Annotated in this window: 22 protein-coding genes; 9 read left to right on the top strand and 13 right to left on the bottom strand. The window is 69.1% G+C overall.

The window, feature by feature from the left end; translation table 11 throughout:
* Positions 1-56: 56 nt before the first annotated feature.
* The 8 genes from AC6JBM_RS00945 to AC6JBM_RS00910 form a co-directional block, all read right to left on the bottom strand.
* Positions 57-1,208 (bottom strand): bifunctional DNA primase/polymerase, encoded by a 1,152-nt coding sequence (locus AC6JBM_RS00945; RefSeq protein WP_497981705.1) that lies wholly within the window; start codon positions 1,206-1,208, stop codon positions 57-59.
* Positions 1,205-1,840: a DNA cytosine methyltransferase gene (locus AC6JBM_RS00940; protein WP_497981704.1), complete on the bottom strand. Its 636-nt coding sequence runs from the start codon at positions 1,838-1,840 to the stop codon at positions 1,205-1,207. The genes AC6JBM_RS00945 and AC6JBM_RS00940 overlap by 4 nt, the downstream gene beginning before the upstream one ends.
* On the bottom strand, positions 1,837-2,178 hold the full coding sequence (locus tag AC6JBM_RS00935; protein ID WP_497981703.1) for a hypothetical protein: 342 nt from the start codon (positions 2,176-2,178) through the stop codon (positions 1,837-1,839). Before AC6JBM_RS00935 ends, AC6JBM_RS00940 begins: the two co-directional genes overlap by 4 nt.
* A complete protein-coding gene (locus tag AC6JBM_RS00930; RefSeq protein ID WP_497981702.1) occupies positions 2,175-2,456 on the bottom strand; it encodes a hypothetical protein in 282 nt (93 codons plus the stop codon). Before AC6JBM_RS00930 ends, AC6JBM_RS00935 begins: the two co-directional genes overlap by 4 nt.
* A gap of 156 nt (positions 2,457-2,612) precedes the next feature.
* A complete protein-coding gene (locus AC6JBM_RS00925) occupies positions 2,613-4,814 on the bottom strand; it encodes a cell division protein FtsK (protein WP_497981701.1) in 2,202 nt (733 codons plus the stop codon).
* 79 nt (positions 4,815-4,893) lie between these two features.
* Positions 4,894-5,508: a hypothetical protein gene (locus AC6JBM_RS00920; RefSeq protein WP_497981700.1), complete on the bottom strand. Its 615-nt coding sequence runs from the start codon at positions 5,506-5,508 to the stop codon at positions 4,894-4,896.
* Positions 5,505-5,840 (bottom strand): hypothetical protein, encoded by a 336-nt coding sequence (locus AC6JBM_RS00915; RefSeq protein WP_497981699.1) that lies wholly within the window; start codon positions 5,838-5,840, stop codon positions 5,505-5,507. Before AC6JBM_RS00915 ends, AC6JBM_RS00920 begins: the two co-directional genes overlap by 4 nt.
* Positions 5,841-5,913: 73 nt before the next feature.
* Positions 5,914-6,390 carry a hypothetical protein gene (locus AC6JBM_RS00910; RefSeq protein ID WP_497981698.1) on the bottom strand — a complete coding sequence of 159 codons (477 nt, stop codon included), beginning with the start codon at positions 6,388-6,390 and terminating at the stop codon, positions 5,914-5,916.
* 158 nt (positions 6,391-6,548) lie between these two features.
* Between AC6JBM_RS00910 and AC6JBM_RS00905 the strand changes: the two genes are divergently transcribed.
* Positions 6,549-7,808 carry a hypothetical protein gene (locus AC6JBM_RS00905; RefSeq protein ID WP_497981697.1) on the top strand — a complete coding sequence of 420 codons (1,260 nt, stop codon included), beginning with the start codon at positions 6,549-6,551 and terminating at the stop codon, positions 7,806-7,808.
* A 5-nt stretch (positions 7,809-7,813) separates the two neighbouring features.
* Here AC6JBM_RS00905 and AC6JBM_RS00900 read toward each other — a convergent pair whose 3' ends face one another.
* Both AC6JBM_RS00900 and AC6JBM_RS00895 read right to left on the bottom strand, forming a co-directional pair.
* A complete protein-coding gene (locus AC6JBM_RS00900) occupies positions 7,814-8,977 on the bottom strand; it encodes an NAD-dependent epimerase/dehydratase family protein (protein WP_497981696.1) in 1,164 nt (387 codons plus the stop codon).
* A complete protein-coding gene (locus AC6JBM_RS00895; protein ID WP_497981695.1) occupies positions 8,962-10,527 on the bottom strand; it encodes a hypothetical protein in 1,566 nt (521 codons plus the stop codon). Before AC6JBM_RS00895 ends, AC6JBM_RS00900 begins: the two co-directional genes overlap by 16 nt.
* Positions 10,528-12,248: 1,721 nt before the next feature.
* Here AC6JBM_RS00895 and AC6JBM_RS00890 point away from each other — a divergent pair.
* Together AC6JBM_RS00890 and AC6JBM_RS00885 are read left to right on the top strand one after the other, a co-directional pair.
* Entirely contained in the window at positions 12,249-13,208 is a 960-nt protein-coding gene (locus AC6JBM_RS00890) for a tyrosine-type recombinase/integrase (RefSeq protein ID WP_497981694.1), read from the top strand.
* An 89-nt stretch (positions 13,209-13,297) separates the two neighbouring features.
* On the top strand, positions 13,298-14,356 hold the full coding sequence (locus AC6JBM_RS00885; protein ID WP_497981693.1) for a hypothetical protein: 1,059 nt from the start codon (positions 13,298-13,300) through the stop codon (positions 14,354-14,356).
* Positions 14,357-14,723: 367 nt separating this feature from the next.
* Here AC6JBM_RS00885 and AC6JBM_RS00880 read toward each other — a convergent pair whose 3' ends face one another.
* Positions 14,724-15,677, bottom strand: a complete 954-nt coding sequence (locus tag AC6JBM_RS00880) for a tyrosine-type recombinase/integrase (protein WP_497981692.1) — start codon at positions 15,675-15,677, stop codon at positions 14,724-14,726.
* Between the two features lie 496 nt (positions 15,678-16,173).
* On the opposite strand from AC6JBM_RS00880, the gene AC6JBM_RS00875 reads away from it, so the two are divergent.
* A complete protein-coding gene (locus AC6JBM_RS00875; RefSeq protein WP_497981691.1) occupies positions 16,174-16,941 on the top strand; it encodes a hypothetical protein in 768 nt (255 codons plus the stop codon).
* A 343-nt stretch (positions 16,942-17,284) separates the two neighbouring features.
* Here the strand turns inward: AC6JBM_RS00875 and AC6JBM_RS00870 are convergent, their stop codons facing one another.
* Positions 17,285-18,655 (bottom strand): zeta toxin family protein, encoded by a 1,371-nt coding sequence (locus AC6JBM_RS00870; protein WP_497981690.1) that lies wholly within the window; start codon positions 18,653-18,655, stop codon positions 17,285-17,287.
* Positions 18,652-18,963, bottom strand: coding sequence for a hypothetical protein (locus AC6JBM_RS00865; RefSeq protein ID WP_497981689.1), 312 nt, complete (start codon positions 18,961-18,963; stop codon positions 18,652-18,654). The genes AC6JBM_RS00870 and AC6JBM_RS00865 overlap by 4 nt, the downstream gene beginning before the upstream one ends.
* 207 nt (positions 18,964-19,170) lie before the next feature.
* Between AC6JBM_RS00865 and AC6JBM_RS00860 the strand changes: the two genes are divergently transcribed.
* The 5 genes from AC6JBM_RS00860 (at position 19,171) to AC6JBM_RS00840 (ending at position 24,494) form a co-directional block, all read left to right on the top strand.
* The gene (locus AC6JBM_RS00860) at positions 19,171-20,496 is read left to right on the top strand and encodes a M48 family metalloprotease (RefSeq protein ID WP_497981688.1); all 1,326 of its coding nucleotides are present in this window, start codon (positions 19,171-19,173) and stop codon (positions 20,494-20,496) included.
* A gap of 5 nt (positions 20,497-20,501) precedes the next feature.
* Positions 20,502-21,914, top strand: a complete 1,413-nt coding sequence (locus tag AC6JBM_RS00855) for a type IV secretory system conjugative DNA transfer family protein (protein ID WP_497981687.1) — start codon at positions 20,502-20,504, stop codon at positions 21,912-21,914.
* Entirely contained in the window at positions 21,911-23,146 is a 1,236-nt protein-coding gene (locus tag AC6JBM_RS00850) for a zinc ribbon domain-containing protein (protein ID WP_497981686.1), read from the top strand. Before AC6JBM_RS00855 ends, AC6JBM_RS00850 begins: the two co-directional genes overlap by 4 nt.
* Complete coding sequence (locus tag AC6JBM_RS00845) at positions 23,143-23,778, top strand: hypothetical protein (RefSeq protein ID WP_497981685.1); 636 nt, start codon at positions 23,143-23,145, stop codon at positions 23,776-23,778. The genes AC6JBM_RS00850 and AC6JBM_RS00845 overlap by 4 nt, the downstream gene beginning before the upstream one ends.
* Positions 23,779-23,984: 206 nt before the next feature.
* Complete coding sequence (locus AC6JBM_RS00840; protein WP_497981684.1) at positions 23,985-24,494, top strand: SMI1/KNR4 family protein; 510 nt, start codon at positions 23,985-23,987, stop codon at positions 24,492-24,494.
* The last annotated feature ends 46 nt before the right edge of the window (positions 24,495-24,540 follow it).

Genomic DNA, 24,540 nt, shown 5'->3' with positions numbered 1-24,540 from the left:
GGGCGTGCATGACTCACGGTTCATCGGCTGGCTCCTTCCGGGCTCAGAGCTGCGGTTCACGCGACATCGGCACCGCCGAGGCGGCGGGGGCGCTGGGCGCCGCGGCGGAACCCGGACCGGATCGTCCGGCGGGCCGGCCCGGCGGGGTGTTTCGCCGCAACCGCGGCGGCCAGCAACAGTTCCTCGGTGTGGTTCTCGCCGAGCGCGCCGCCGGCTACCAACTGGCCGAGGGACACCGCGGCACCCCACAGGACGTTGTTGAGGGTGCCGTCCGACGCGGCGGCGATCGCGTCGAGGCTGGCCCGGACGGCCTTGTCCACGTAGGCGGCGCGCCGCCCGTCGCCGAGGTCGAGCCGGATCGGCTCGACCGGCGCCGCCGGGGCCGGGCGTAGCCGTTCGGCCAGCCACCCGGGCAGCGGCACGGGGTCGAGATCGACCGTGACGGTGTAGGCCCGCCCGGCGACAGTGCTACCCGAGGCCACGACGTACCCGCCGTGGCCTCGAGTGTCGATGAGCCAGCCGAGGCCCTTCCCCCGCCCGCCGCCGGTGTTGCGCAGCTGCACCCCAGGCGGCTGGCGGAAGTACAGGTGGGTGCCGGCGCTACCCGTGATCACGGTGTACGTCTCGGTCGGCAGCGGCTGGCCAGCGTCGGCACAGAGCACCGCGAACACGTCGAACCCGTCCGCCACCCCGGGCAGGTCCCACTGCGGCGGGCGCGCCGTGCCGGGCTTGGGTCGATCGAGGTCGATGACCAGCAGCCCGGACGGGCCGCAGGCGATGCCGATGTTGTACGCCGTGGCGGCCCACGCCCGGCGGATGCGGTCCGGGTCGGTGGTCGCCCGCGGCTCCCAGCCGACATGGCCGCCGGCCGCGGCGCAGCGCCGGTCCCGCCCGGCGCAGTGCTCGCTGTCGTGGTCGGGAAACGCGGGCCGCTTGTCCCCGGGCCGCAACGGGAAGACGTGCCAGCCACGCGCGGCAGCGGCCAACGCGTTGCGCAGCAACGCCTGAGGGTCAGCACGCAGTGCCATATCGGCGGTTCCTTTCTGGTGCATCGAGGTCGACGGCAGCTCCGGCCGACCGGCCAGCGCCGCCGGGGTGTGCTCCGGGCAGCGCAGGCCGGGCAGGAAATGGCGCACGCCAGCCGCGGTATCGCAGTGCCGGGCGAGCGCGGCGAGCCAGAAGCCGCATCGACCGGCGGCCGTGGTCATGAGCGGACGGCGTCAAGGACGGCGGCTCGAAGCTGCTGCCCGATCCATGTGGTGTAGGCGGGCGGGATGGCCTCGCTCAGTTCATTGCGGACCATCCAGCTGATGCCCATAGCCTGGCGTGCCTGGGCGACGCCGGAGAAGTTGCCGACGACGTGCATGAAGTCGCCGTGCTGCGGCGGGCGGCCCATCTTGCGCAGTGGCGCCACATGCACCGGATGGCGGGGCTGGTCAACCTCGAACGAGGTTTCGAAGAGGCGGTGCCGGTAGACGGACAGGCCGGAGAACATGGCGCCGCACAGCACGATCGGGTCGTGCAACGGCGCGCCTTCAACGTTTTCGATGATCCATGGCCGCCCGCTGGCGATGAGCGCGGCCCGGGTCGGGGCAATCAGATCGGGATGCGCGCGGCCCTGGATGCGCTGCGCGAGGGTGAACGCTTGGCACGGCGGTGAGGCATGCACCGCGTCGAACTCGTGCCCATGCGCGGTCAGGAGCTCCACCGCATCGGCCTGCTGGAACTCGAACGGATACCGCGGCTGCGGATTGATGTCGACGCCGACCACGTCGAATCCCGCGAGGTGGTAGCCCATCCCGGCACCGCCGGCGCAGCAGTACAGATCCAGCAGCCTCACGCCGCCCTCCGCTCAGCGGCGTGCGCGGCGTGGCTGAGCATGGCGCGCAGGTCGGTGGCGACGCCGAGCAGCTGCACGCGGGCGGCCGGCTCGTCCTCGGCGAGCGCGACGGTGAGGGTCACCTCGGCGTGCTCTCGGCCGTCCCGGCCGCGCACGCGGGTGAGCAGCGCCCGGCCGAGGCCGGGCACGGCGATGACGAGCGGGTCGGCGCGGTGCTCGCCGAGGTTGCAGCGGTGCCCGCCGGCGCACCAATCGGTGTGCCGGCGCGGGTCGATCCGGCCGGCGTCGGCGCGGGTGCGGACGGTCGGGGTGGCGGTGCGGCGGGCGAAGCTGGTCATCGGTTGATGTCCTTTCCGCGGGTGGTGCGCAGGTAGTTGAGGGCGCGGCGGCCGGGCCGCAGGGTGCGGCCGGTGCCGTCGCAGCGGCGGCAGATGCCGAACGCCCGCCCGCCGAACAGGGCGGGTCGTTTGCCGGTGCCGTGGCAGCGGCGACAGGCCGTGAACGGCCAGAGCCAGCACGCCGCGGCGTAACCGAACGTGACGACGATCAGGGCGAGGATGAACATCCCGGCGAGCGCCGGATCAGGGGTAGCGGTAGCGGCGAACGTGGGCAGCACGAAGCCTCCAGGCCGTGAATCCAGGGATTTCGGGTGCCTGGCGCTACCCGCTACCGGGCCGGGTAGGAGCTGGCCAGGGCGGTAGCGGGTGAGGTAGCGGCGGTGCTACCGGGTAGGGGCACCGCCGCTACCGATCACCGGATCGGCAGCCGATCGTCAGTCGGACGGCCGGCGCGCGATCGCATCGTCAATCAGGGCAATTCGGATGCCTTGCCGGTTGACGCCGGACACCTTGACCTGCACGCTGCGTACATGCTTGCGCAGCAGCGCCGAGGCTGCCTCGGGGGTCAGATCGGCGTAGTGCTCCGGGTACCGCTCGGCGAGCCGGGCGGCGATGTGCTCCCAGTGCAGGCCGGGTTCGTCCGCGTGGAAGATCGACCGGACGTCGGCGAGGGTGTCTCGCACGTCGCGCGTGATCGTCTCGCCCGCGGCGAACCCGGTGAGGGTGCCGGCCGCCTCGCGATGCTTGCGCGCCGCGACCAGGATGCGTTCGGCGTCGGTGTGGTCGGCCAGGTACGACCGGACGGTCTTGGTGTCGTCGCTGGCGCCGTAGAGGATGCCGACCCCGCGGTACTGCGGGCCGTTGGGCAGCGATGATGCGTCGAACCCTTCGGCGTAGGCGTCCCCGCCGAGGATCGCCTCCGACACGATGCGGTTGCCGCACTTGAGCGCGAACCTGACGTCGTGGTTGTCGCGGTAGCGGTTGAACAGCCGCTGCACGTCCCCGGCGCCGACCCCGGACGGCTTCTGCGAGCTGGACAGGATGACCACGCCGGCCGAGGGGCCGACCGCCTTGATGAACGACAGCAGGGCGGCGATCTCCTTGTTGACGTCCTGGTCGTCGGTCTCGAAGTAGTTCTGGAACTCCTCCATGACCAGCACCCACACCCGCAGCAGCGGGTACTTGCGTGACAACGCCCGGGTGATCTTCCCCTCGGGGCACTCGGAGGTCGGCAGCTTGGCGAGGAAGTCGTTGACGTCCTCGATGTGCTTCTTGACCTCGCGCAGCATGTTGAGCATGTGGGTGATCGGGTCGTTGTCGCGGCTGTTCGGGACGACCCCGCACACGTAGCGGTGCGCGACAAGGCGGAACTTGTCCCAGTCGGCGGACATCTTCCCGTCGACCACCAGCAGCGTCACGTACGGGTCGAGCGCGGCGAACAGGGCCAGGAGCCGGGTGAAGAACGTCTTGCCCTTGCGGGGCTGCGCCCCGATCAGGACGCTGATCCACATCAGCAGCAGCCCGACCCGCCGGCCCCGCTCGTCCAGGCCGAGCGGCGCCTCAGTCCAGATGTCGCGGACCTTGCCGTCCAGCAGCGGCGTCTTGCCCGCCGGGATCGCCAGCGGGTCACGGTCGGCGACGAACAGCAGGTGCCGCCGGTGCGAGGACGGGTCGCGGGTGAGGAACACCTGGTTCACGGACACGTCGAGGCCGGACGCGATCGCACCCTTGGCTTTGATCACGTCTTCCCACGTCTTGCCGTAGGGCAGGTCGATGAGCACCTGCGACCCGGTGCCGCTGGTGTCGCGGGACATCGTGGACCCGAAGCCGATGTGCAGGTGCGGCTTGTCCGGGTTGCCGAGCCCGGCGGCGTAGTAGGCGCGCAGGATGATGTCCGGGTTGACCCGCCGGTACCGGCCCGCGACCACGGCCGGGCGCAGGATCGGCCGGTCCTGTGGGCGGCCGAGGCGGGCCAGCCCGCACACCGCACCGGCGGCGGCCAGCCCGATCACCCACCATGGGGCCAGGGCGTAGGCGACCGGGCCGCCGATGGCGAGGGCGGCGACCTCGGCGGCGAGGACGATGCCCCGCCACGCGCGGGTGGCTTTGACCTCGCGGTGCAGCTTGTACCAGGTGGCCGGGTCGTTGGCGTCGGCGGCGGCCTGCCGCAGGCCGTACTGCTCCGACAGCCACCACCACCGCAGTTGCCGGCCGAGCAGCCGGGCGACACCGACGACCGACCAGAGCCCGGCCTGTGCGGCGTACCAGGGTGCACGAACCGCGTGGAACGCGCCGCGGTGCAGCGTCTCAGCGGCGATATCGCGCAGCGTGGCCTTGAAGTTCTGCCAGCCCAGCAGCCGGGCCGGGATGACCGGCTGTCGCCCCGCCCGGCCGGCCGGGGGCGGGTCGACCAGGCCACCGCCGGACTCCGGTTCGTCGTCCAGCGGCACGTCAAAGTGCGTGTCGCTGTCGACAGCCGAGCCGACCGGCTCGCCGGTGTCCGGGTCGTGGTTGGGCGGGTCGGCGTTGGTGCGGCGGGCACGGGCCGCGGCCAGGTCGAGCACGTCAGCTGTCGACACGCTGTCGACAGCCGAACCGTCATCCCGGCCGTCACCGCCGAGCGGTTCGGACGTCATGATGGGTGCTACCTCCGTTGTGAGGGGGCCGGCGCGCGGCCACGGTTCCTAGGCCAGAGGGCCGCGCGCCGGGCAAAGGTCAGGCGGTGTCGTCGTCGCTGTCGGGCTGGATGTGGTCGTCGGCGGTGTCGGTCTGGGTCGGCCCGGCCGTCATCACGAAACGCGGCCCGTCCGGGGTCTGCACCCGCTCGAGCCGCCCCTGTCGCAGCAGGGCCGCCAGGGCTAGCCCGTACCGCGGTCCGATGGCGTGACCACGGTCGGCCGGGATGGTCCCGCGCCACCCGGCCGTGAAGTCCATCAGCGTCGCCTCGTCCAACACGTCGGGCGGTACCGGTCCAGGCGTGTCGGCGAGGCGGCGCAGATGCGCGGCGTAGGCTCGGGCACCGTCGACTGCCGCCGGCAGTTGCCCATCGAGGGCGGCCAGCGTCATGCGGGCGGCGGCGCTGTCGCAGTTGTCCGCGTACGCCAGCAGCGCGTTGCGGTCCGCGGCGACGTTGCCCGCCGTGAGGTACCAGGCCCGCCCCTGCTCGCCGAACAGCACCGCCGCCACGGCCGCCTTGTCCAGAGCGGCGGCGTCGGCGACGTCCAGCGCCTCCCGCGAGTCTGTCCCGTCTGCCACCTCCTGCCGGATGTCGGCCAGGAGCCGCCGCTGCCGGGCGTCGAGCGTGACCCGTGCATCGGCCACGTCGCTCACATCCCGTCCGTGTCGTCGTGCTCCGCGGTGCCGGTGTGGCTGTCGATCGAGGCGAGGTGTGCTGCCTTCGCGGCGAATCGGCGGGCGGCGTGCAGGTCGACGTCTGCGCTTGGCGTGTCGCGCCACCCTGCGGCAGCGTTGCGGATCGCGGTAGCGGTATGCCGTAGGACGCTGGCCCGGTCGCCGTCGCCGTCGGCGTCGAGGCGCTGTGCGGCCCGGTCGAACGCGTCCGCGTCGCGGTCGCATGACCGCGCTGCCTGCTCGATCGCCCGCTGCCTGAACGTGCCGGGATCGAACGTCGAGCTGGGGCCGGACTGCGAATCGGTGGTCATGCTGGGTTCCTCCAGTGAAGGGGCGAGCGCGCGGCCACGGTTCCTAGGCCAGAGGGCCGCGCGCCGGGCAGGATCAGAACTCGTCGCTGTCGCTGTCGGGCTGGGCGTGGTCGGCGATCTGGTAGTAGGGCGTGCCGAAGGGCTCCGACGTGTGGTAGTGCTCCAGCACGCCCTGATCGGTGAGGTTGTCCAGCAGTTCGGCCTGTTCGGTGCTGTGCCCGTCGAGACGGCGGCCGTCGATGAGGATGCCGCCGAGGCTGGCGGCATCGGCCATCAGGTCGGCCTGCCGCTGCGCCCGCTCGGAGACGTCCCCGCCGTGGTCGGCGGTGTCGCGCAACTGCTGGGCGTAGGCGCGGGCGCCGCGGGCGGCGGCCTGCCAGCGTTCGCCCGCCGCCCGGGCGTCGTCAGCACTCGGGTGGAAGCCGCGGCTTTCCAGCTCGGCGGCCGGGTCCAAGGCCCACGCGTCGAGGGCGTCGGCCCCTGCGTCGCAGCGCGCCGCGGCGTCGGCGAGCCGCTGCCGCGCGGGGCTGCTGTCGGGTGGGGTGGTCATGGTGTGGTCACATCCCGTCCGTGTCGTCGTCGTAGTCCTGATCGGGTTGTGTGGCAACGGTTTCCGGTGTCAGCCGCCAGTGCATCGGCGGCAGGGCCACGGTTTCCGGTGCATGCAACGCAATGCAACGCCGCCAAGGTTCGAAGGGTGGTTGGGGCGTGGAACGTCGCTGGACCGGCGAACTGGCCTGCGCGCTCCAGGCCGCAACCGGCCTGACCAACGAGCAGTTCGCCGAGCGTCTCGGCGTCGCTGTCCGCACAGTGTCCTACTGGCACAGCCGGCCGACGTGCTCACCCGTCCCCATGGCGCAGGACCTCCTGACAACGATGCTGGACCGCGCCAACGACGCCACACGACAGCGGTTCGCCGAAGCGACAGACCGAGCCGGGTCCGATCGTGGCGCACGCCGGAGCGGGAGCGTCGAGGAGGTCATGAGCGCCGCCGTTGCCGACGCTGCCGACGACCCGATCCTCAACGGACCACGCTCCGACCGCGAGTCGGTCGATGCGCTGCGGGCCGAGGCGATCGCGATAGCGCGTGCAGGCAACACCAAGGCACTCGACGTGTTCACTGCTGCGCGGAGAATCCGTGAGGACGCGCGGAATCTCGCGCGGCAGACACGCCGCGTCGGCGACCTCGCAGACCTGTACCTCGTCGTCGGCCAGACCGGCGCACTGATGGCCTCGACGGCGTTCGACCTGGGCCACTGGGACACCTCAGCAGCACTCGCCCGCGCCGCCCACAAGTACGCGGAACTGGCCGGGCACGCGTCCTTGCAGGCGTGGACGCTCGGACTCAGCGCGACGTTGGCGAACTGGGCCAGCGAGCCGGATATGGCGCTCGCGTACTTCGAGCAGGGGCTACGGATCGCGCCGGCCGGACAGCCGCGCCTGAGGTTGCGGTACATCGCGTCGCGCTCGTTCGCGCTGACCGAGGACACGCACTCCGTACGGGAGGTCCTTGCCGCCGCCGAGGACGACCGGGCCGCGGCGGAGTCGCATCCCGACCAGCTAAGCGAAGAGATCGGCGGGGAGTTCGCGTTCGGCGACGCCCGCGCCGCCGCATGCGCTGCCGCATCCTGGCTCGACCTCGCCAAGGGCGAAGAGTCCGAGCGGTACGCACTTCAGGCGCTTGAGCACTACCACCGGCTGCCGGCGGCCCGACGCCCGTACTCGCAGATCAACGGGACGACCATCGACGTTGCGACTGCCCGCCTGCACATGAACGACCTGGACGGCGCACGGTCCGCGCTCGCCGGCGTCTTCGGACTGCCGGCGGAGAAGCGCAATGTCTCCCTGTCGGGCCGGATGGCCAAAGCGCACAAGCTCCTCCGGGCGTCACGCGATCCCGAAGCCCAGCGACTGGCAACCGAAGTCGAGGAGTGGCAGACCAGCAACTCGGCGCAGCCGTTACAGTAAGTGGCTCAGAGCGACGCCAGGATCTCGCGCTCCTTGTCTGATGGGAGCCCGAGTTCGGCCGCCCGCTCATCGATCGGAGCGTGTTCCCCCAGCATCATCCAATCCCACGTGTCAGCGACGGTCCGAAGCAGCGGTCGACACTCCAGGCCTGCCCGCTGCGCGCGTGTCGTGTCGACGCGCCAGGTTCCCTCGTACGTCCGCCAAAGCGGCAGCTCCGACCACTGTCGCACACCATGGCAGAGCAGGATCTCGTCAGGAACCCACGAGAAAGCGGCCGACGAACCGGTCACGTTGGCGCACGCCGCCAGCAGTTCGCCGAACGTCTCGCTCCCGACCGGAGCCGTGACGTTGTAGGCGCCGCTCACGCCGGCCTGGACCACGTGCACCATGAACGCCGCGACGTCGCGAACGTCGATGACCTGGATGGCCTGGTCACGATTCCCCGGCGCCACGACGTTGCCGCCGGCCGCAACCCGACGCAGCCACCACGGCAGACGACCCACATACTCGCCCGGTCCGAGGATCACGCCAGGCCGCAGAATGGTCGCCCGCGCATCGCCAAAGGCTTCACGGACAGCAGACTCACACCCCGACTTCTGGTAGCCGTACCGCGTGGGGCCATCCTCGACGTCCACACCGAAATCGGGGCCTGCGTCCGGGGGGCACAAGAGCAACGGAGACTCTTCGGTGAGCGGCTTGACGGGCCAATCCTGGTACACGCTCGTTGTTGAGACGAAGACGTACCGGCCAACGACCGGCTCCAACGTGCGCGCAACCGCAAGCGTGTCCCGCGGCACGTAGCCCGAGGTGTCAACAACTGCGTCCCACGGTCCCGATTTTGCAAGCTGGGCCAGATCAGCTGTCGCACCCCGTCGCCCCGGATCGCATGCACGCCAGGAACATCCGGCGCCGAGCGTCCGCGGTTGAATGTCGTCACGTCCCAACGGGCCGCAAGCGCAGCCGCGGCAGCAGCCCGGCCAACGAACCTTGAGCCCCCGAGAATCAGGAGTCGCATGGGTCCATCTTGCCCGAGCAGCTGCGGGAGTCCGGTTCGCGCCGGCCCTCCAGACGGTTCGTCCCGTAGGCCCACGACCCACGAAACCACACCCCGGATCTAAAGTAAATGGGATTCGATCTGGCCAAGGAAAAGCGCCTAGGCTCGCATCCATGGAATCTCGGTGATGCCAAAGAGGAAGCGTAGACGGTGGCCAGTTGTGTCACTGTATTCCCATGGCAGGTTGACTCGTGATGGGTTGTCTAGTAATGAACTATAACCTGGTACCCGGTTCAATGGTGTCAACTTCATGATTTCGTCGAGGCTTTCCAAGCATGCCGGAAAAAGCCTGTTCACGAAACTACGAGCATCGACGACCAGCTGGCCGTCGAGCGGATCTGCGGGTCTCGGCGCGTTAACGTTCCGCACGGTATAGCTGGCGCGGCCCGTGCCTTCTAGCCACTTATCGGCAGTCGCCCCACCGGGCGGTTGCACCCGTATGCCGAGGTCCGCCATCGTCCAGCCGGTGTGGCCGGCACGCAGGAACCCTCGCAGTGCATCTTGGGTGTGCGCATCCAGCGTGACGTAGAACTGCCCGTTGTCCGTGGTCAGGTTGAGCGCCTCATTATGGACGCTGTTGCGAAGCCAGCGCAAAACCTTGAACGCCCGCTGCATTTCGGTATCAGGAGCGGTGTAGTCATAGAGATCCTTCGCGACCGGCTCCAGCTTTGTCTGCCACTCCTTGTTGTCGGTTTTCTGCCAGCCAATCTGCTGCGGCCTACTGCCCAAGCCGAGCACTAGATCGGCGATGATCGCAGCGATGTCGAACGCGCCGACAAGCGAGAACAACAACGAGTCCAGCTCGCACAGCATCTCCTCCGGCTCGGCATCGATCATAGTTGCAGACAGGGCGAAAATACTGTCTCGGAACTGAAAGGCACGCGAGATCCGGGTCAGCAGCGTCTGGTTGAGCCGCTCCAAGGTCAGGTCACCGCCGGGCGTGTTGTCATGCCAGGCTCGGCCAGCCTGGTTCCAGCGTTCGAAGGCATGCATCGCCGTGAAGGCAACGCTGCGACGCGTCAACGTGGGATGCCACCGAACTGAGGAGCCACCAACGATCACCGGATGGTGATGCCAGCGCAGAAACAACCCGATGAGCGCAAGCGCCTCGTCGGGTGAAAACAGGTTGGCGAGATGCTTGCCATGCGGCCGGCTGCGCTCCGACAGGAGCCACCGCCGGTCGGTCACAGTCACGTCGGCCTCGAGTTCGTTGCCCAGGCGATAGAGCACGACGCCATCGTGGGCATCGTCGGCGTCGATGCCGTACTTGGTCGCGAGTTCTGCCGCCTCCACGCGGACCTGGCTGTAGTAGTCAATCCCGCTGTAGTAGCCCCCGTCTGCTGCCTTCCGCTCGAAGGACAAGGTGTCGTGAATACCGGGTTCGCCGAGAACTACGTCCCCGACTTCGCGCAGCTCGTCGGATACCCGCATGATGTCTAGCCCGGGATGATTCAGATAACTGCGGAGCACCGCCGACGCATCCGGAAAGCCCGTGCTGCCGCTGCCGATGAACGGGTAGCCGTGGTACTCACCTTGGCCATCAACCGGGCCACTGACGAGCGGCTGGTCCACAAGAAGGCGGAGGCTTGGTGACAGCGTCTGGTCGAACGGGTTCGGCTCGGCGGCCCTGCGCAAGAAGGGGAACACGTACCGCGGAATCGGCATCAGTCAACTAGACATCAGACTTCAGCCGGAAGCGATCAGGAAACCGGGCTGAAGACTGAGTGTCGACCTGGGTGACAATCACGGCGCTCCCCGACGGACGTCCACGGACGACGTGCACTCAGAGCCGTTCCGGCGTCCTCGATCAACCGGCGATCAGGGTGCAGATACCGTCGTGTCGTGGAGATCGACCCATGCCCGTCGATCTTCCGCAGGGACGTGAACCGGCGCCCCCGCATCGGGCGCAGCGTCCGACACGCCGCCCGACTTCCCGACTCGGCGGCGTTGGCGCGGTCACATCCGTCGGGTAGGAGAACTTGTGCGGGTGAGGCGGCCGACCGGTCAGGAGGGGTCAGCAGTTGCTGCGGATAACCAGACGCGGGACCCGGCTCAGGACCGCCGGGCTCGGGTGCTCACCCGAGCCCGGTCCAGGCGACCGCCTACCTGAGGAGCCTGAGCAAAACCGCCAGCGCGGCTAGCACCTCGGCCAAGCCGGCAAGCGGCTGACCAAGTACCACCAGCATGAGGGCGATGCCCAAGGCAAGCAGGCAGATGGCGACCCTCGCCCATGGCGCAACCACGCCGGACGCCTTACCTTTGGGTTGACGGTTCAGATCTTGGGCAAGCCTTTGCCCAGGCTGTAGTAGCCTCACGTCGTCAGGTTCTCCTCAGCGGCTTGCACGGCCTAGTACGGGTATGGACTTGACGTTCCTCGGGTCGCCGGTGCCAGCCGGCGACCCGAGGCATGCTCCGCGGGACATTCACCTAGAGCCGATGCGATTTCGGTGGCATCGACTCCTCCCTCGGCGAGTTGCCCCGGCGGCATCCGTACTATACGGGCAGTCACTGCGGCGAGCCCGGTGCGACATCCCGATTCGGGGCCGGGCGAGCCCAATTCCTTGACTCAATATCCTTTACTGGCAACGGTTCTACTCCACGCACTCGGATACATTACGTCAAGTAGACACGGCCAGCGTTCGCTACTCGGAGTTACATTCACTGCCCCCGGGTGGAGATCCTTCGAGGCACGCCGCAGGACTACCAAATCGGTGTCGCATAGGACCACTTGGAACCCGAAGGGGATAGCCGCCGACTTCGACGGATGGTTGCGCGCCTACAGAAAGTAGCGCGTGACGGGAAGGAGGGTGGAGCCACCAAGCTCCGCTGCGGGCGCGATCAACGACCGTGGCGACCAGCCGCCAAACCCACCCAAAAAGTTGGTCTGTGATTTCAGTCACCAAGAGTGAGGTGGTGCGACGCCGCGCGGTGGGCTTGCCCGGCCCCAAGGCATAACCGGGGGATCACGAGGTGAACAGCCACGTACGGCAGTAAACGCCCACGGCGGCTAAACCCTTACGGTGCAACGGTTTCGGCGTGTTGGGTGTGACGATCATGGCATTCAGGCCGAAGTGGTCGCCCGCTCGACACCATTGAACAGGTGAGAAAAGAAGTTCCGGGGACCAGTTGGGGACCACACGTGACGCACGATCCCCGACGACACACACTTAGGAACACGTCTTGGCCACGGGCATACCGCGCCTGACGTGCGGATACATCAAACCCAATGGCCTGGGGGTCAAGGGGTCGTGGGTTCAAATCCCGCTGTCCCGACCGGCTAGGGGTTTCCGCAGGTCAGCGACTTGCGGGAGCCCCTTTTCCATTGCTCGGCATCACTGCCAGGTCTAGCACGCCGCTGTTGGACCCCTTGACTAGGCAGGTTTTGGATGCCGCTGTTGAAGATCGAAAAGCTCACCGAAGGCCTCGCCCGGGACTGGTCCGGGTTCCTCCGCGACTGGGACCGGACCCTGCGCGCCGGGAACTACCCGGAAACCACCCGGTACAACTACCTCCTCGCCGCCGCGCAGCTCGCCCGGTACCTCTCCGAGCACTCCCCCGACCCAGACGCCGACGACGCCGCCGAAGACCCGACCGAGGTCACGAAGAAGCACATCGAGTCCTTCCAGGCGTGGATGATCGACACCCGCTCGGCGTCCACTGCCCTGAACAAGCACAAGGGGCTGCAGCAGTTCTTCCGCTGGCTGCTCGACGAGGACGAGATCACCCGTTCCCCGATGGACCGGGTGAAGCAGCCGAAGACGCCGCAGAAGCTCATCCCGGTCATCCGCGACGACGACACCCGCCGCGTCCTGGACGCCTGCCGAGGTAAGGGCTTCGCCAGCCTGCGCAACGAGGCGATCGTCCGGCTCTACTGCAACACCGGCGCCCGCCTGTCGGAGATCGGCAACCTCCTCGTCACCGACGTCGACCTCAACACCGAGTCGATCCACGTGCACGGCAAAGGGGCGAGGGATCGTCGCGTCCGGATCGGACCGAAGACTTCCCGGGCCGTCTCCAAGTACCTGCGGGCCCGCAACAAACGGCAGGGCGCCGACGAGGTACCCGAACTGTGGCTCGCCGAGCGCGGCTTGAAGCCGCTCCGCCCGAACGGCATCAAGATCCTCCTCAAACGCCTCGGCGCAGCCGTCGGGATCGACGGGCTGCACGCCCACCGGTGGCGGCACAGCTACGCCCACGAGTGGAAACTCGCCGGCGGCGACACCGGTGACCTCATGCTGCTGCTTGGCTGGGCCTCGGACGACATGCCCCGCCACTACGGTGCCAGCGCCGCCGCCGAACGCGCCCAGGAAGTCCAGGTCCGCCTCGGCATCGGCGAGCGGGTCTGAAAAGTGGCTAACCCTGGCCAACTACACAACACAGCGGGCGGCAGGCAGACTGCGGCCCGGCACACTGCCATCCGAAGGAGTCTATGATAGTGACCCGCTACGCGATCCACGACGACCGCAACGAACTCATCGCCTGCTGGTCGGCCGGCTACGGCGAGAGAGCCGTGACCGTCGCGGCCCTGCCTGAGACGACGAACCCGCTGCAGCGCCTAGCGCTGGCCGAGTCCCTGACGCGGCTGTCGGCCGTGGTGTGGCGCTGCTATACCCACCCGGTGTCCGCAATGGTCGACACCTCACCGAACAGCGAGGGCTGGCAGCGCCAGCAGACGCGGGCGTCGTTCGGCCTCGTGCTCGACATCATCCGTGAGCCGAACCTGCCGGACGACGACGGCACGCTCATGGTCTCCTACGACCCCGTTGAGGAGGCCGCGCACCGCATCGGCCGATCACTGCACGAGTTGGCAACGCCTGAGGTGTCCGCCGCGGTCATCGCCGATGTCGAGGCGGAACTCGCAGCCGTGGAGCGAGCCGAACGCGGCGACCTCACCGGCCGCGCCCAGCAGGCGGTCACTCTCACCCGCGAGGGCGTCTCTCCCGTCCAGGTCGCCGCTGCCGACCAGTTGTTCGCCGAGCACACCCTCGGTCCCGACGACTTGTTCCTGCACTACGACCCGACCGCAGCCTGTGTCGCGGCGGCCCACTGGCTCACCGCCGCGGCCGAGGTCCTCGAGGATCTCAGCGGCATCCCCGCTTCGGCGGTGCTCGAACGAGCCGACGGCATCGAAGCCTTCCCCTACGCCACTCCGGCGCTCGTCGTCGAGATGATCAGCGATGGGCAGACGCCGGCGGAAGCGGTCCTGACCCTCCTGCAGGAGGCCATGTTCGTCGCGGACGGGCAGCTCTCGCCGCTGAGCGCAGCCGTGGACGACGTCGCGGATGCCGTCCAGCGGGGCGCAGTCGCACCCGTCAGGATCACGACTATCGACCCTCGACGACCGGCCCGCGACCTTCTGGAAGATCTCCTCGCCGGTATCCGGGGCTGCTGGCTGCTCTATGAGGAAGAGGCCGCCGAGGACGATGACGCCGGCACGTCCTTCGACCGCGCCGTGCGAGACCGGGCCGCAGCGGACCACGAGCGACTGCTGTGAGAGCGGGTCAATCGGAACCCCTAACCTTCTGATCCGTAGTCGGAGGGTCCGATAGTCCTCAGACAGAGCTCCGCTCTGCTCCCCCTGCACCGGCCTTTCGCCTTCGTCGGCGCGCAGCAGCAGATCGCTCGGCCAACTGCAGCATGTGGCCTTCCTCGCGTGTGCGGCCATGGTCCGGCGGACGTCGTCCGGCAGGGTGCCAAGCGGATCGACTTGGCGCTCGAAGCGTTCTAGGAATGCTGACGTCGCCGGTGCCGTCCGAGACGTCCGGTCCGCGGTATTAGCCCAGGACGCATGCGCCGCGATCCGAGCACGTCGCATGCGCTGCTGAGATGTCAGGCCGACCGAGTCCTTTCGGCTGTCGGGGTCAGACTCGTTCACCGATACCCATCCGAACCTGGACCTGCTGGGCTCGTTCGGCCGCAGCGCTGGCGCCGTAATGGCGGGGCATGTCCTCGGATGTCCAGCCAAGCAGCAGCATGAGATCGCCGCTGTCGCCGCCCGCGAGCTTCCACTCGTGGGCGTAGCTGTGCCGCCACCGGTGCGCATGCACTCCTTGGACACCGGCCCGCACGCCACGCCGCCGCAGCATGAGTTTGATCCCGTTCGCCGACAGCGGCTGCCCTCCTCGTTGCGCGAGCCACAGTTGTGGTGAGCTGAAGCCGGGATGACGGCTGCGTGCGCGCAGGTAGCGGCTGATCGCCCGGCCGGCCTTCGGCCCGAACCTCACCCGCCGATCCTTGGACCCCTTGCCGCGATAATGCAGCCAGTCCTTGTCGAGGTCGACGTCGTACACACGGAGGTTCGCCACTTCCGACAGCCGGGCACCGGTGTTGTAGTACAGCCGGACTATCGCCTCGTCACGGACGTCCTCGAATCGCGTGCCCTTGCAGCTGTCGAGGATCTTCTTCGTTTCGTCGTCCCGGATTATCGGGATGAGCTTGCGCGGCGTCTTGGGCTGGCGGACTCGCGCCGCCGGCGACGTGTCGATCTCCTCTTCGTCGACGAGCCACCTGAAGAACTGCTGCAAACCCTTGTGCTTGTTCAAGGCGGTCGCCGGTGACCGAGTGTCGATCATCCAGGTCTGGAAGTCCTCGACGTGCCCTTTCACCACCGCAGCAGGATTTCCAGCTGCTTCGCCGACCCGGCACTCCCCTGCGCCCACCGCGAGGTACCGCGCGAACTGCGTGGCAGCGAGGAGATAGTTGTAACGGGTGGTCTCCGGGTAGTTGCCAGCGCGAAGGGTCCGATCCCAATCCTTCAGGTAACTCGCCCAGTTCCGATCGATGCCCGCCACCAGCACGGCGATGTCGAACGCCACGGCAACTCCCCCGGCCTCAGCGTCGGCCGCGTCCAACAGCGGCCCCGCACCTATGGTCGGTCACCCGGGTCCCCGGCAACAGTTGGCCAGGGTTAGCCAACGGAGTCTTGGACTTCCACGATCCAGCCGCGTGGTCTTCGCGACGGATCTGGTGGTTCCACGGGGTAGCGGCTCGGCACTGACGGCTATGGACGTGATTCTCTGGCTTCCATTCATAGCCGCTGTCCGGGCGCGTGCGGCCACGCGACCAGGTCGTGGCCGTTGTTCATGATCGAGCTGGCCGCGGGGGACGCAGGCGCAATGCCGTAGCGTCGCGTCGTGTACTTCGTCCACCGCTCCGCCTATGACGGTCCCCTGAGCAAGCGGGTGGTCCGGCTGCCCGACCCGACGGTGCTCGCTTGGTTCCAGCGGATGTGGAACCGCCCGGCGCCTCGTGAATGGATTCAGGCCGAACTGGGGCGCGTGTACGGGTTCGCCACCATATTCGAAGCGGTACATGAGCATGCTCTACCGCAGCCGGGAACCACCGACGAGCTGCGGGCACTGCTGCACGAGCATCTCTACGTCGAGGGCCTGGCAGCCGACTACATCCGCCTCGACGAGCACAGTTTTGCGGGTCCGGACCGACGACGACGAAGCCGACGTCGCGTACTACTTCCTCGACGAGGAGATCGTGGCTGCGGCGCCCGATCGGCTGGCGTATCTGATCCACGAGGCATTGCCGCTGCCAGACGACGTCGACGAGGCGACCCGCCCAGACGCGGTACACACGTATGCAATCTTCATCAGCGCCTTCGACCGCGACTCGTACGACGGGGTGAAGCCCGTGACGCTCGCCCACGTCGGGCTGCCGCGGCTGGCGGCCCAGCTGCGGTTCCTCGACCCGCGCAGACATCCGGACTGGCCGGACGAGCTGCTGGTGCTCCGAGCACTCGTCGCGCCCGACGATGTCGCGATCGACTCGGCGCTGCAGCGCTGCAACCGCTGGCCCGAGTTCCGCCTCGACGCGACACCCTGGCCGGACCTGCCGGCCGAACACGACGCCGCACACACTGCGGCGATGCCCAGGCTCGCGAGCCGTGGGCCGGCGACGTCGTTGCTTCGCGTCAGCGACCGCTTCGCGCAGGTCGCGCTGCACTACGACGAGACCTTCGGCTACCAGCAGTGGTTCCTGTTCGACAGCGTCTGGGCCACGAGCCATCCAGACCTGGCGCAATCACTGCACCACTACGTCGAACACTGGGACCCACTCACAGGCCGATAACGCAGCACCAAACCCTCAACCCACGCCAAACGCAACCGGTGCTGAGGAGTGCCACACCAGCCTTCGCAGATGGGCGAGGCAGCCAGCCAGAATGCCACGGCCGGGCGTCCGGAGCGCCACGATCGCCCGCGGCCTGCGCGCCCGCGGCATGTCCCGCCGCGGACCTGCTCGAAGGGCCGCGATCGGCAGTCGGGAAGCGGCGGCGCGGGACGCTGGGTACCGCGCCGGCCGCTACCACGCCGAGCCGCCGGTGCCGTATCTGCCTGACGTCATCGGCCAGCGCTGACAGAACGGTCCATGCATGCGGTGCCTGGCCGCGGCCTGCCGACGGTGGCACGACATCTCAGCGGTCGAGGTCGCGGTCCGGTCGCGGCTCGTCCGGCTTGGGTGCGGGGGTGTGCCGTTCGGCCTGCTGTCGTGCGTGGTGCAGCGACGCGGCCGCGCGTCGGATGCCGTCTAGCGCCGCCGGGTCGACTTCTGGAGTCGGCGGCTGCTCATTCGCTGCGGCCCGAAGATCGGGCAGGGACACGTCCGGGCTGGCCAGGGACTCGGCCGGCGCGGTGATATCGGCCAGTTCGGGGGGCCCCTGGGGGTCGGCCGCGACTCGTCGTGGTTGGACCGCATGCTGGTCGTCAGGCCGCCCTGGAGCCGGCTGGTCGTCTGGAGCCGGCTGGTCGTCTGGAGGTTCAATGCGGTCGGGTTCGACCGCGCTGGGCTCCGGCGCTGAGATCGGCTCGGCGGATGAGCCTGCATCGGTTCCTGCGAGTTGCTGTCGCAGGCCCTGCAGGTCCACAGCCGGGTGGGCGTAGGGCAAGGCCGTGGTGACTACGTGGGCCAACTGAGGCCACCAGGGGCGGCCGAGCTTCGTCGATCCATCCGGAAGGCCGGCCAATTCGGCAGTTCTGTCACGAAAGGTTTGGGTTTGGGGTTTCGGCCATGGCGCGTGCCGCTTGGCCTCCATGGCTTCGACGAATCCGGGCGGGCCCAGGTACCGATCAGCAGCGACCAGCTTGTTGCTGTAGGCCGGAACAGATTCGCCGCGGCCGAAGACGTAGGTTTCGTCGGCAAGATACTCGCGTTCGACCATTGCGGCGGTCTCCAGGACACCCGGGTAGCCGCGATCGGCGTTATCGACGTACCGGCCGCCGCCCTTGTTCTCGCGCTCCCATTGTAGTCGCGACAGTACCGCCAGATCGGCTTCTGCCTGCGGGGCGGAGACGCCTACGAACAAAACGCGACACAATGGCCGCCCATGCTCGTCCGGAACGCGCAACCGGTTGAGCAGGTCACGCGTGCGGTGCGGGTTGTCGGAGTTGGTGTCCACGACGAAGTCGAATCGGCGATCCAGGCACTCCTCGACAGCTCGGGCCACCATCTTGCGAGAGTCGTAGTACACCACCGAGCCAGCCGTGAGGTCATCCCGGCTGAGCAGATCCGGCCATCGAGGATCGAGGGTGCCGAACTCGTCGCCGGAGATGATCACCGGTTCGCGTGGCAGTGAGCGCGTCAATCGCGCGATCACCGAGGACTTTCCCACCGCCGGGCGTCCGCTGAGCACGATGACCTGGATCTGTTCTGATGGTGGAACCGGCTCGCGGACGGCGCCCGTGCTGGTGACATCCAGGATCTCGCGGCGAACTCGATTGACGTAGGTCCGCTCGTGGACCTCCGGAGGCAGCGCCTCGGGCGGACGCTGCTGCGGCTGGTTGGTCATTCCTTGCCGAGCAGGCGCCGGGCGACCGGGCCGTACTCCTCCAAGACCTGCTGTATCGCGGCGCCGTCCATGAGCGGCAACTGGCGCTTGCGGTTCCAGTACTCATCGTTCTGAGCACGCAGGGCCGCCAGTCGCTCAGGGTCCGGATGCTCGCTGGCCTCTGCCTCGTCGAGCTGATTCCCCGCCCAACCACACAGGAGACCAAGCAATGAGGTGGCGACCTCCCGTCGGCTAATCTCTTCCGAAGACTCCTCTGGTCCCAGGTCGAGACCCTCCAACGTGGGCCGTGTCTCCGGCTGATCTGTCATGTCGAGCTTCTCCCGTCGCCGTCTTGTCGTCGATGCCGTTCGTCCGGGCCTCCTGGACGACTCGCTGTTCGAGGTCGGTTCCATCGTCGCGTGCTGATCTACGGAGGCCTCCTTCGTCGAACGGTACGGGCACGCTCAGCGTAGCCGTGTCCGGCTAGGCTGACGTCCTGCTATATCGAGGCCGGTGCGTGCCGAGGGGGAGGTTGCATGTACTGCGATCAGTGCGGGCAGTTGCTGCCGCCCGGGGTGGCGGCCTGTCCCCGCTGTGGTGCGCCGGCCGAACCCGTCCCGGTGCTGCCGGCCCAGCGGGCGCCGGCGGCGGGCGAGTGGATGCGGGCCCTGATGACGCCCGCCGTCCAACTGGGCCGTGGTCCGGGCGCCCGTGCCTGGGTCGGGGCGATCGTGCTGCGCAACCTGCGGGGCACCGCGGCGGGCATCGTCGGGGCCTGGTTCAACGTGCCGTTTACCGTCATGATGGCCGTGGCCGGTGCCGTGATCGGCGCGTTGGTGGGTCTGTTCCACGGCTCGTTCCTCGGCCCGCAGATCGTCGCCCGCGTCGATCGGCTGCTGCAGTGGGTACTGCCGCTGCCGTTCAGCGCCGGCAAGCTGCTGCCCAGCGCGAGCATACAGATCGGCGGCATCGTGGGTGCGATCGTCGGCGGCCTCAACGGCGCCTGGACGTTGGGCGTGATGGCCTTCGCCGAGCCGTGGAAGCGGATGTACGCCTCCGACGCGCTCTGGCCGGTGTCGTTCGCGATCGGCCAAGTGGTGGTCGCCGTATTTGTGGGCGTGCTGTACCTGCTGTGGTCGGTGGCGACCGAGCCGCTGCGGCTGCGGATCTCCGGGGCGCGCCGGCTGTCGCGGCGTGAGGCGGCGTGGCTGATGCCGATGGTGCACGAGGTCGCCGACCGGCTTGGACTGCGTTCACTGCCGCACATCCTCATCGACGACCGGCGGGAGGCCAACGCGTCCGCGGGCATCCGCCACATCGTGGTCAACCAGGGCCTGCTCGAACAGCTCGACCACGACCGGGGCCAGGTGTCCGCGGTCATCGCCCACGAACTGGCGCACTGGCGCGACGGCGACGCCATCGCCCTGGCCTGGGCCAAAGGAGTGACGCTGCCGCTATACCTGCTGTACGAGATCGCCACCCGGCTCACCCGGGCGGTGCGCAACCGGCCGCTGCACTACCTGATCCGGTTCGTGTTCTGGTCCGTGATCGTCACCGTGCGGTACCTCGTCATCCCGATCCAGGCCTCGGCATGGCGCTCCGCCGAATACCGCGCCGACGCAGCGGCCGCACGGGCCGGCTACCGCACCGGGCTCCACCAGGCCCTGAGCTACCTGCGCCACTCCTTCGACGGCGAACGCTCCGGCTGGGACGCCGCGATCCTGGCCACGCACCCGCCGACCGAACTGCGGCTCGAGGCGATCGAGGAGCCAGGCCGAACCTACCCGCTGCGTGACGACGGGCCGGCCCGCATCACCATGCCGGCCCGGCCGGCGGTGTCGACCGTCGAACGGGACCGGTGAACGCCATGACCCAACCGCCGCTGCCACCGTTGCGGGTCGAGCCGCGCCACCAGGTCTACCTCGGCCTGGACCCCGCCGACGGCCTGCGCCGCTGCTGGTCCAGCCCCGAGGACTCCGTCGGCATCGTCGGCCCGCCCCGCTACGGCAAAACCTCCGGCCTCATCATCCCGGCCCTCATGAACTGGGCCGGCCCGGTCGTCGCCACGTCGACCCGCGGCGACCTGCTGCGCTTCTGCGCCGGCTGGCGCGGGCACCTCGCCGCCGGGCGCGGCGGCCGCGTCCACGTCTACGATCCGTTCGGCTCGGAGCCCGGCATCACGGGGCTGCGTTGGTCGCCGCTGGCCGGATGCGCCGACCCGGCGGTGTGCTACCGGCGCGTCGCGGCGATGACGGCGGTCGCCTCGCGGGGCATCTCCGACGGCGAGCACTGGCGGGCCGGCGCCGCGGTCCTGCTACGTGGCGTCTTCCACGCCGCCGCGCTGGCCGGGGCCGACCTCACCCAGGTCCGCCGCTGGCTGGCCCAGCAGGATGTGCGCACCGCCGCCGACATCCTGCGCCACAGCAAAACCACCGCCCGCGGCTGGGCCGACGACCTGCAGGCCGTCGAACACATCGGCGAACGCGAACGGGGCGGCTTCTTCTCCGTGGCCCGCAACTGCCTCGACGCCACCGCCGAACCGACGGTCCTGGCCTCGACCGCCGTCACCGACCTCGACCTTGACCAGTTCCTGCTCACCGGCTCGACCCTGTTCATCGTCGGCCCGTCACATCACCAGGACGCGATCGCCCCGCTCATCGTCGGCCTGGTGGACTCGATCGCCCAACGGGCCGCCGAGCTCGCCGCCCGCTCCCCCGGCGGCCGGCTCGCCGACCCGCTCCTGCTCGCCCTCGACGAGGTCGCCAACATCGCCCCGCTGCGCAGCCTGCCGAGCCTGGTCAGCGAGGGCGGCGGCCGCGGGATCGTGACGATGTGGGCGGTGCAGTCCCTCGCCCAGCTGCGCGCCCGCTACGGCGCCGACGAACAACAGGCGATCCTCGCCGCCACCACCGCCAAGCTCATCTACGGCGGCATGAGCAACGGCGAGGACCTGCGCAACGTCTCCAGCTGGGCCGGCGAGGCCCGCGACCCGCAGGTCACCTACTACGCCGGCGGCACCACCAACACCGCCATGATGCGCGGCCCCCGCCCGGCCGGCGGGCTGACCGGCGACGACGACACCGGCCGGCCGTACTCCGTCAGCGCCCTCTACCGGCCGGCCCTGCCCATCGAGGCGATCCAGCAACTCCCACCCCTGCACGCCTGGCTGTTCTACCGCTCCGACCCGCCGCTGCTGGTCGAAACCCGCCCCGCCGGCCTCATGGAGCCCTACCGCGCCCTGTCTGGGCCGGCCCCGACCCAGGCCCAGGTGACGTCGTGAACCTGCCTGTGCCGGCGTCGAGCTGCCCGCACTGCGCCGCTCCGGCCCGGCCGCAGGCCCGCTTCTGCCGCGCCTGCGGCCAGCCGCTGCACCCGGCCGGGTCCGAAGTTGAGGTCGGCGGGCCGTCGGCGTCGGCTCTACCTGCGGTGGAACGCCCGCTGGTGGTGGCCGAGCCGCCCGACGCACCCCGCGACCGCCGCCGGCTCCGGCTGCGGCTGTTCATCGGCGGCGGGCTCGTGCTGGCCCTCGTCCTGGGCTATCTGGCGGCGCTCGTGTCCGACCGGGCCCTGTACCCGCCGGAGCGAGTGGTAGGCGCGTTCTTCGCCGCGCTCACGGCCAAGGACACCACGGCCGTGCAGCACCTGGCGAACTGCCGCTACGGCCCGCTGTGTAATCCGGGCGCCCTCGACAGCGGCTACACGCCGCCGACCGGCCTGCAGATCAACGACGTCGACTACGGCGGCGGCACACCGTCGGAACCCACCCGGCTGCCGGACCGCGCCCACGCCGCCGTCCACGTGCGCTACCAGGCTGGCGGCAAGTCTTTCGACGACGTCATCGGACTCGGCCGGACCGGCTGGTTCCACGACTGGACCATCATCGCCGCGCCCGGCTGGCCGGTGATCGTGGACAGCGCGCAACTGCCGAAGGTGCGGATCGCCGCCGCAACCGTCACCACCGCGCAGACCACACCGGTTGGCGCCGACCGCACGTTCACCGGACGTGTGTGGGCGCTCCCCGGCGTCTACACCATCACCGTCCCCGACGACCCCCTGTACACCGCCGACCCGATCACCCTGACCGTCGGCGGGACCGGACCAGAAACGAAGATCAGCCCAGCCGCACGCCTACGCGACCATGTCGCCGCCGAAGTCAACCGGCAGGTCAAAGCCCGCATCGACGCCTGCGCCGCGCAAAACAGCTTCCGACCCGACACCGACCCAGCGCTGCTCACCTGGCACGACTGCCCGTTCGCAGCCGACGAACGCTACACCATCACCCGCAACGTCACCTGGCACATCACGCGCTACCCCCAACTGGAACTCACACCCGGCAACAGCCGCCCCGTCCCCGTCAAAACCGTCACGGAAGGCGAGGCGATCGTGAGCTACGACTGGTCAACGGACATCCTCGAACCCCGCCACTGGACACCGATCAGCCAGACCATCCCGTTCTCCGTCGACGGCCAAGTCACCACCAGCGACGACGGAAAAGTCGTCTGGTCACCATGAGCCAGAACGACGACATCGCCCAGCTTCGCGCCCGGCTGCAGGACGTCGAACGGCGGCTCGCGTCCGTCGTGGAAGCCGTCAACAGCCTGGCCGGCATCGCCGCCGACGTCACCGCCCTCAGCGAACGCCTCGGCGAACCCGGGCGCGCCCGGCCCACTGGGTCACCACGCCCCAGCTGGTTCACCGCCGACACCGACCATGCCGTCACCCTGCTCACCGACCTGACCACCTGGATCGCCGACGTCCTGGTCCGCTACACAGCCGCCCGCGAAGCCCTGCCGCCATGCTGGATGCTGCACGGCGAAGTGGTCGAAGAACTCCTCTGGCTCCGCGACGCCTGGACCGACGCCTACCAGAGCCCCGACCCCGGACCAGTCGGCGACTGGCACGAACGCCGCATGCCCGGCGTCATGAACCGCATCCGCCGGTACCCAGGCCAGAACTGCACCTACGACGAACACCACGGCACCGCAGGCGCCGGATATCGCCTCCGCGACGAGCACGACCCACACGACCGGCTCCCACGCATCGAACCCGAAGCCGCAGCCGCCTACGCACGGTGGTGGGTCCACACACGAGGTCTCGGACCGGCAGCACCGCCCACACCGGGAGCCAGCCAACGACCCTCATGATCACGGCAATCGCGCCGAGGAGAGGATCAATCCGCCGTCCAGCTCGACGGCCCACTGGACGGTGGTGGCCCTGCCGCTGAAGCTGCACAGTCGAACGGCCGGGGCTATGGTCTGCCATCCTGATCGTGTGCGGGGTCTGGGCGCAGGTCGGTCCATCTGCTCCTGGTCTGGTCCGGCGGCCTGACTGCCGTCAGTTTGGAGGCGGCGTGTTGGACGAGCAGCGGCTGGTCAGCTGGAGTACGTCGATGCAGGCCGCGGTGGCGCGGGCGTTGCGCGACGTGCTGGCGACGTACCCGTTCCAGCCGGGAGCGCAGACGGTGGGACCGCCGGCGTCGGAGGCGGACCTGGTCGCGCTTCGGTCGCGTGTGCCGTGCGTGCCCGACGATCTGGTCGCAGTGTGTCGGTGGGTGGGCGAGGTCTCGCTGCCTGACATTGCCAACGGCTACTTCATGTTCGGGCCGCAGTACATCCACGACGGGCGTGCGGATCGCATCGGTGAGCCGTTCGCGGAGGATGTCGACGTGGTCGTCTTCGGCAGCGACGGCGGCGGCGCGACGTACGCCATGGCGGTGGATGGTGTCGGCACGGTGTATCGGCTGGATGGATGTGCGCACCCGGGGGTGACCGGGGTCGTCGACGATCTGGACGACTTTCTCGAGAGACTGCTGGCCGCGGTCGAGGCGTTCGCCGACGACGGCCAGATCAGCGGCCTCTGAAGCGTATCGGTCCTGGACATCGCCGCCCGGCCCTCACCGGATCCGT

This window comes from Dactylosporangium thailandense (assembly GCF_059739745.1).
The sequence above is the reverse complement of the archived record's forward strand: the minus strand, read 5'-3'. Positions and strand labels throughout refer to the sequence as shown.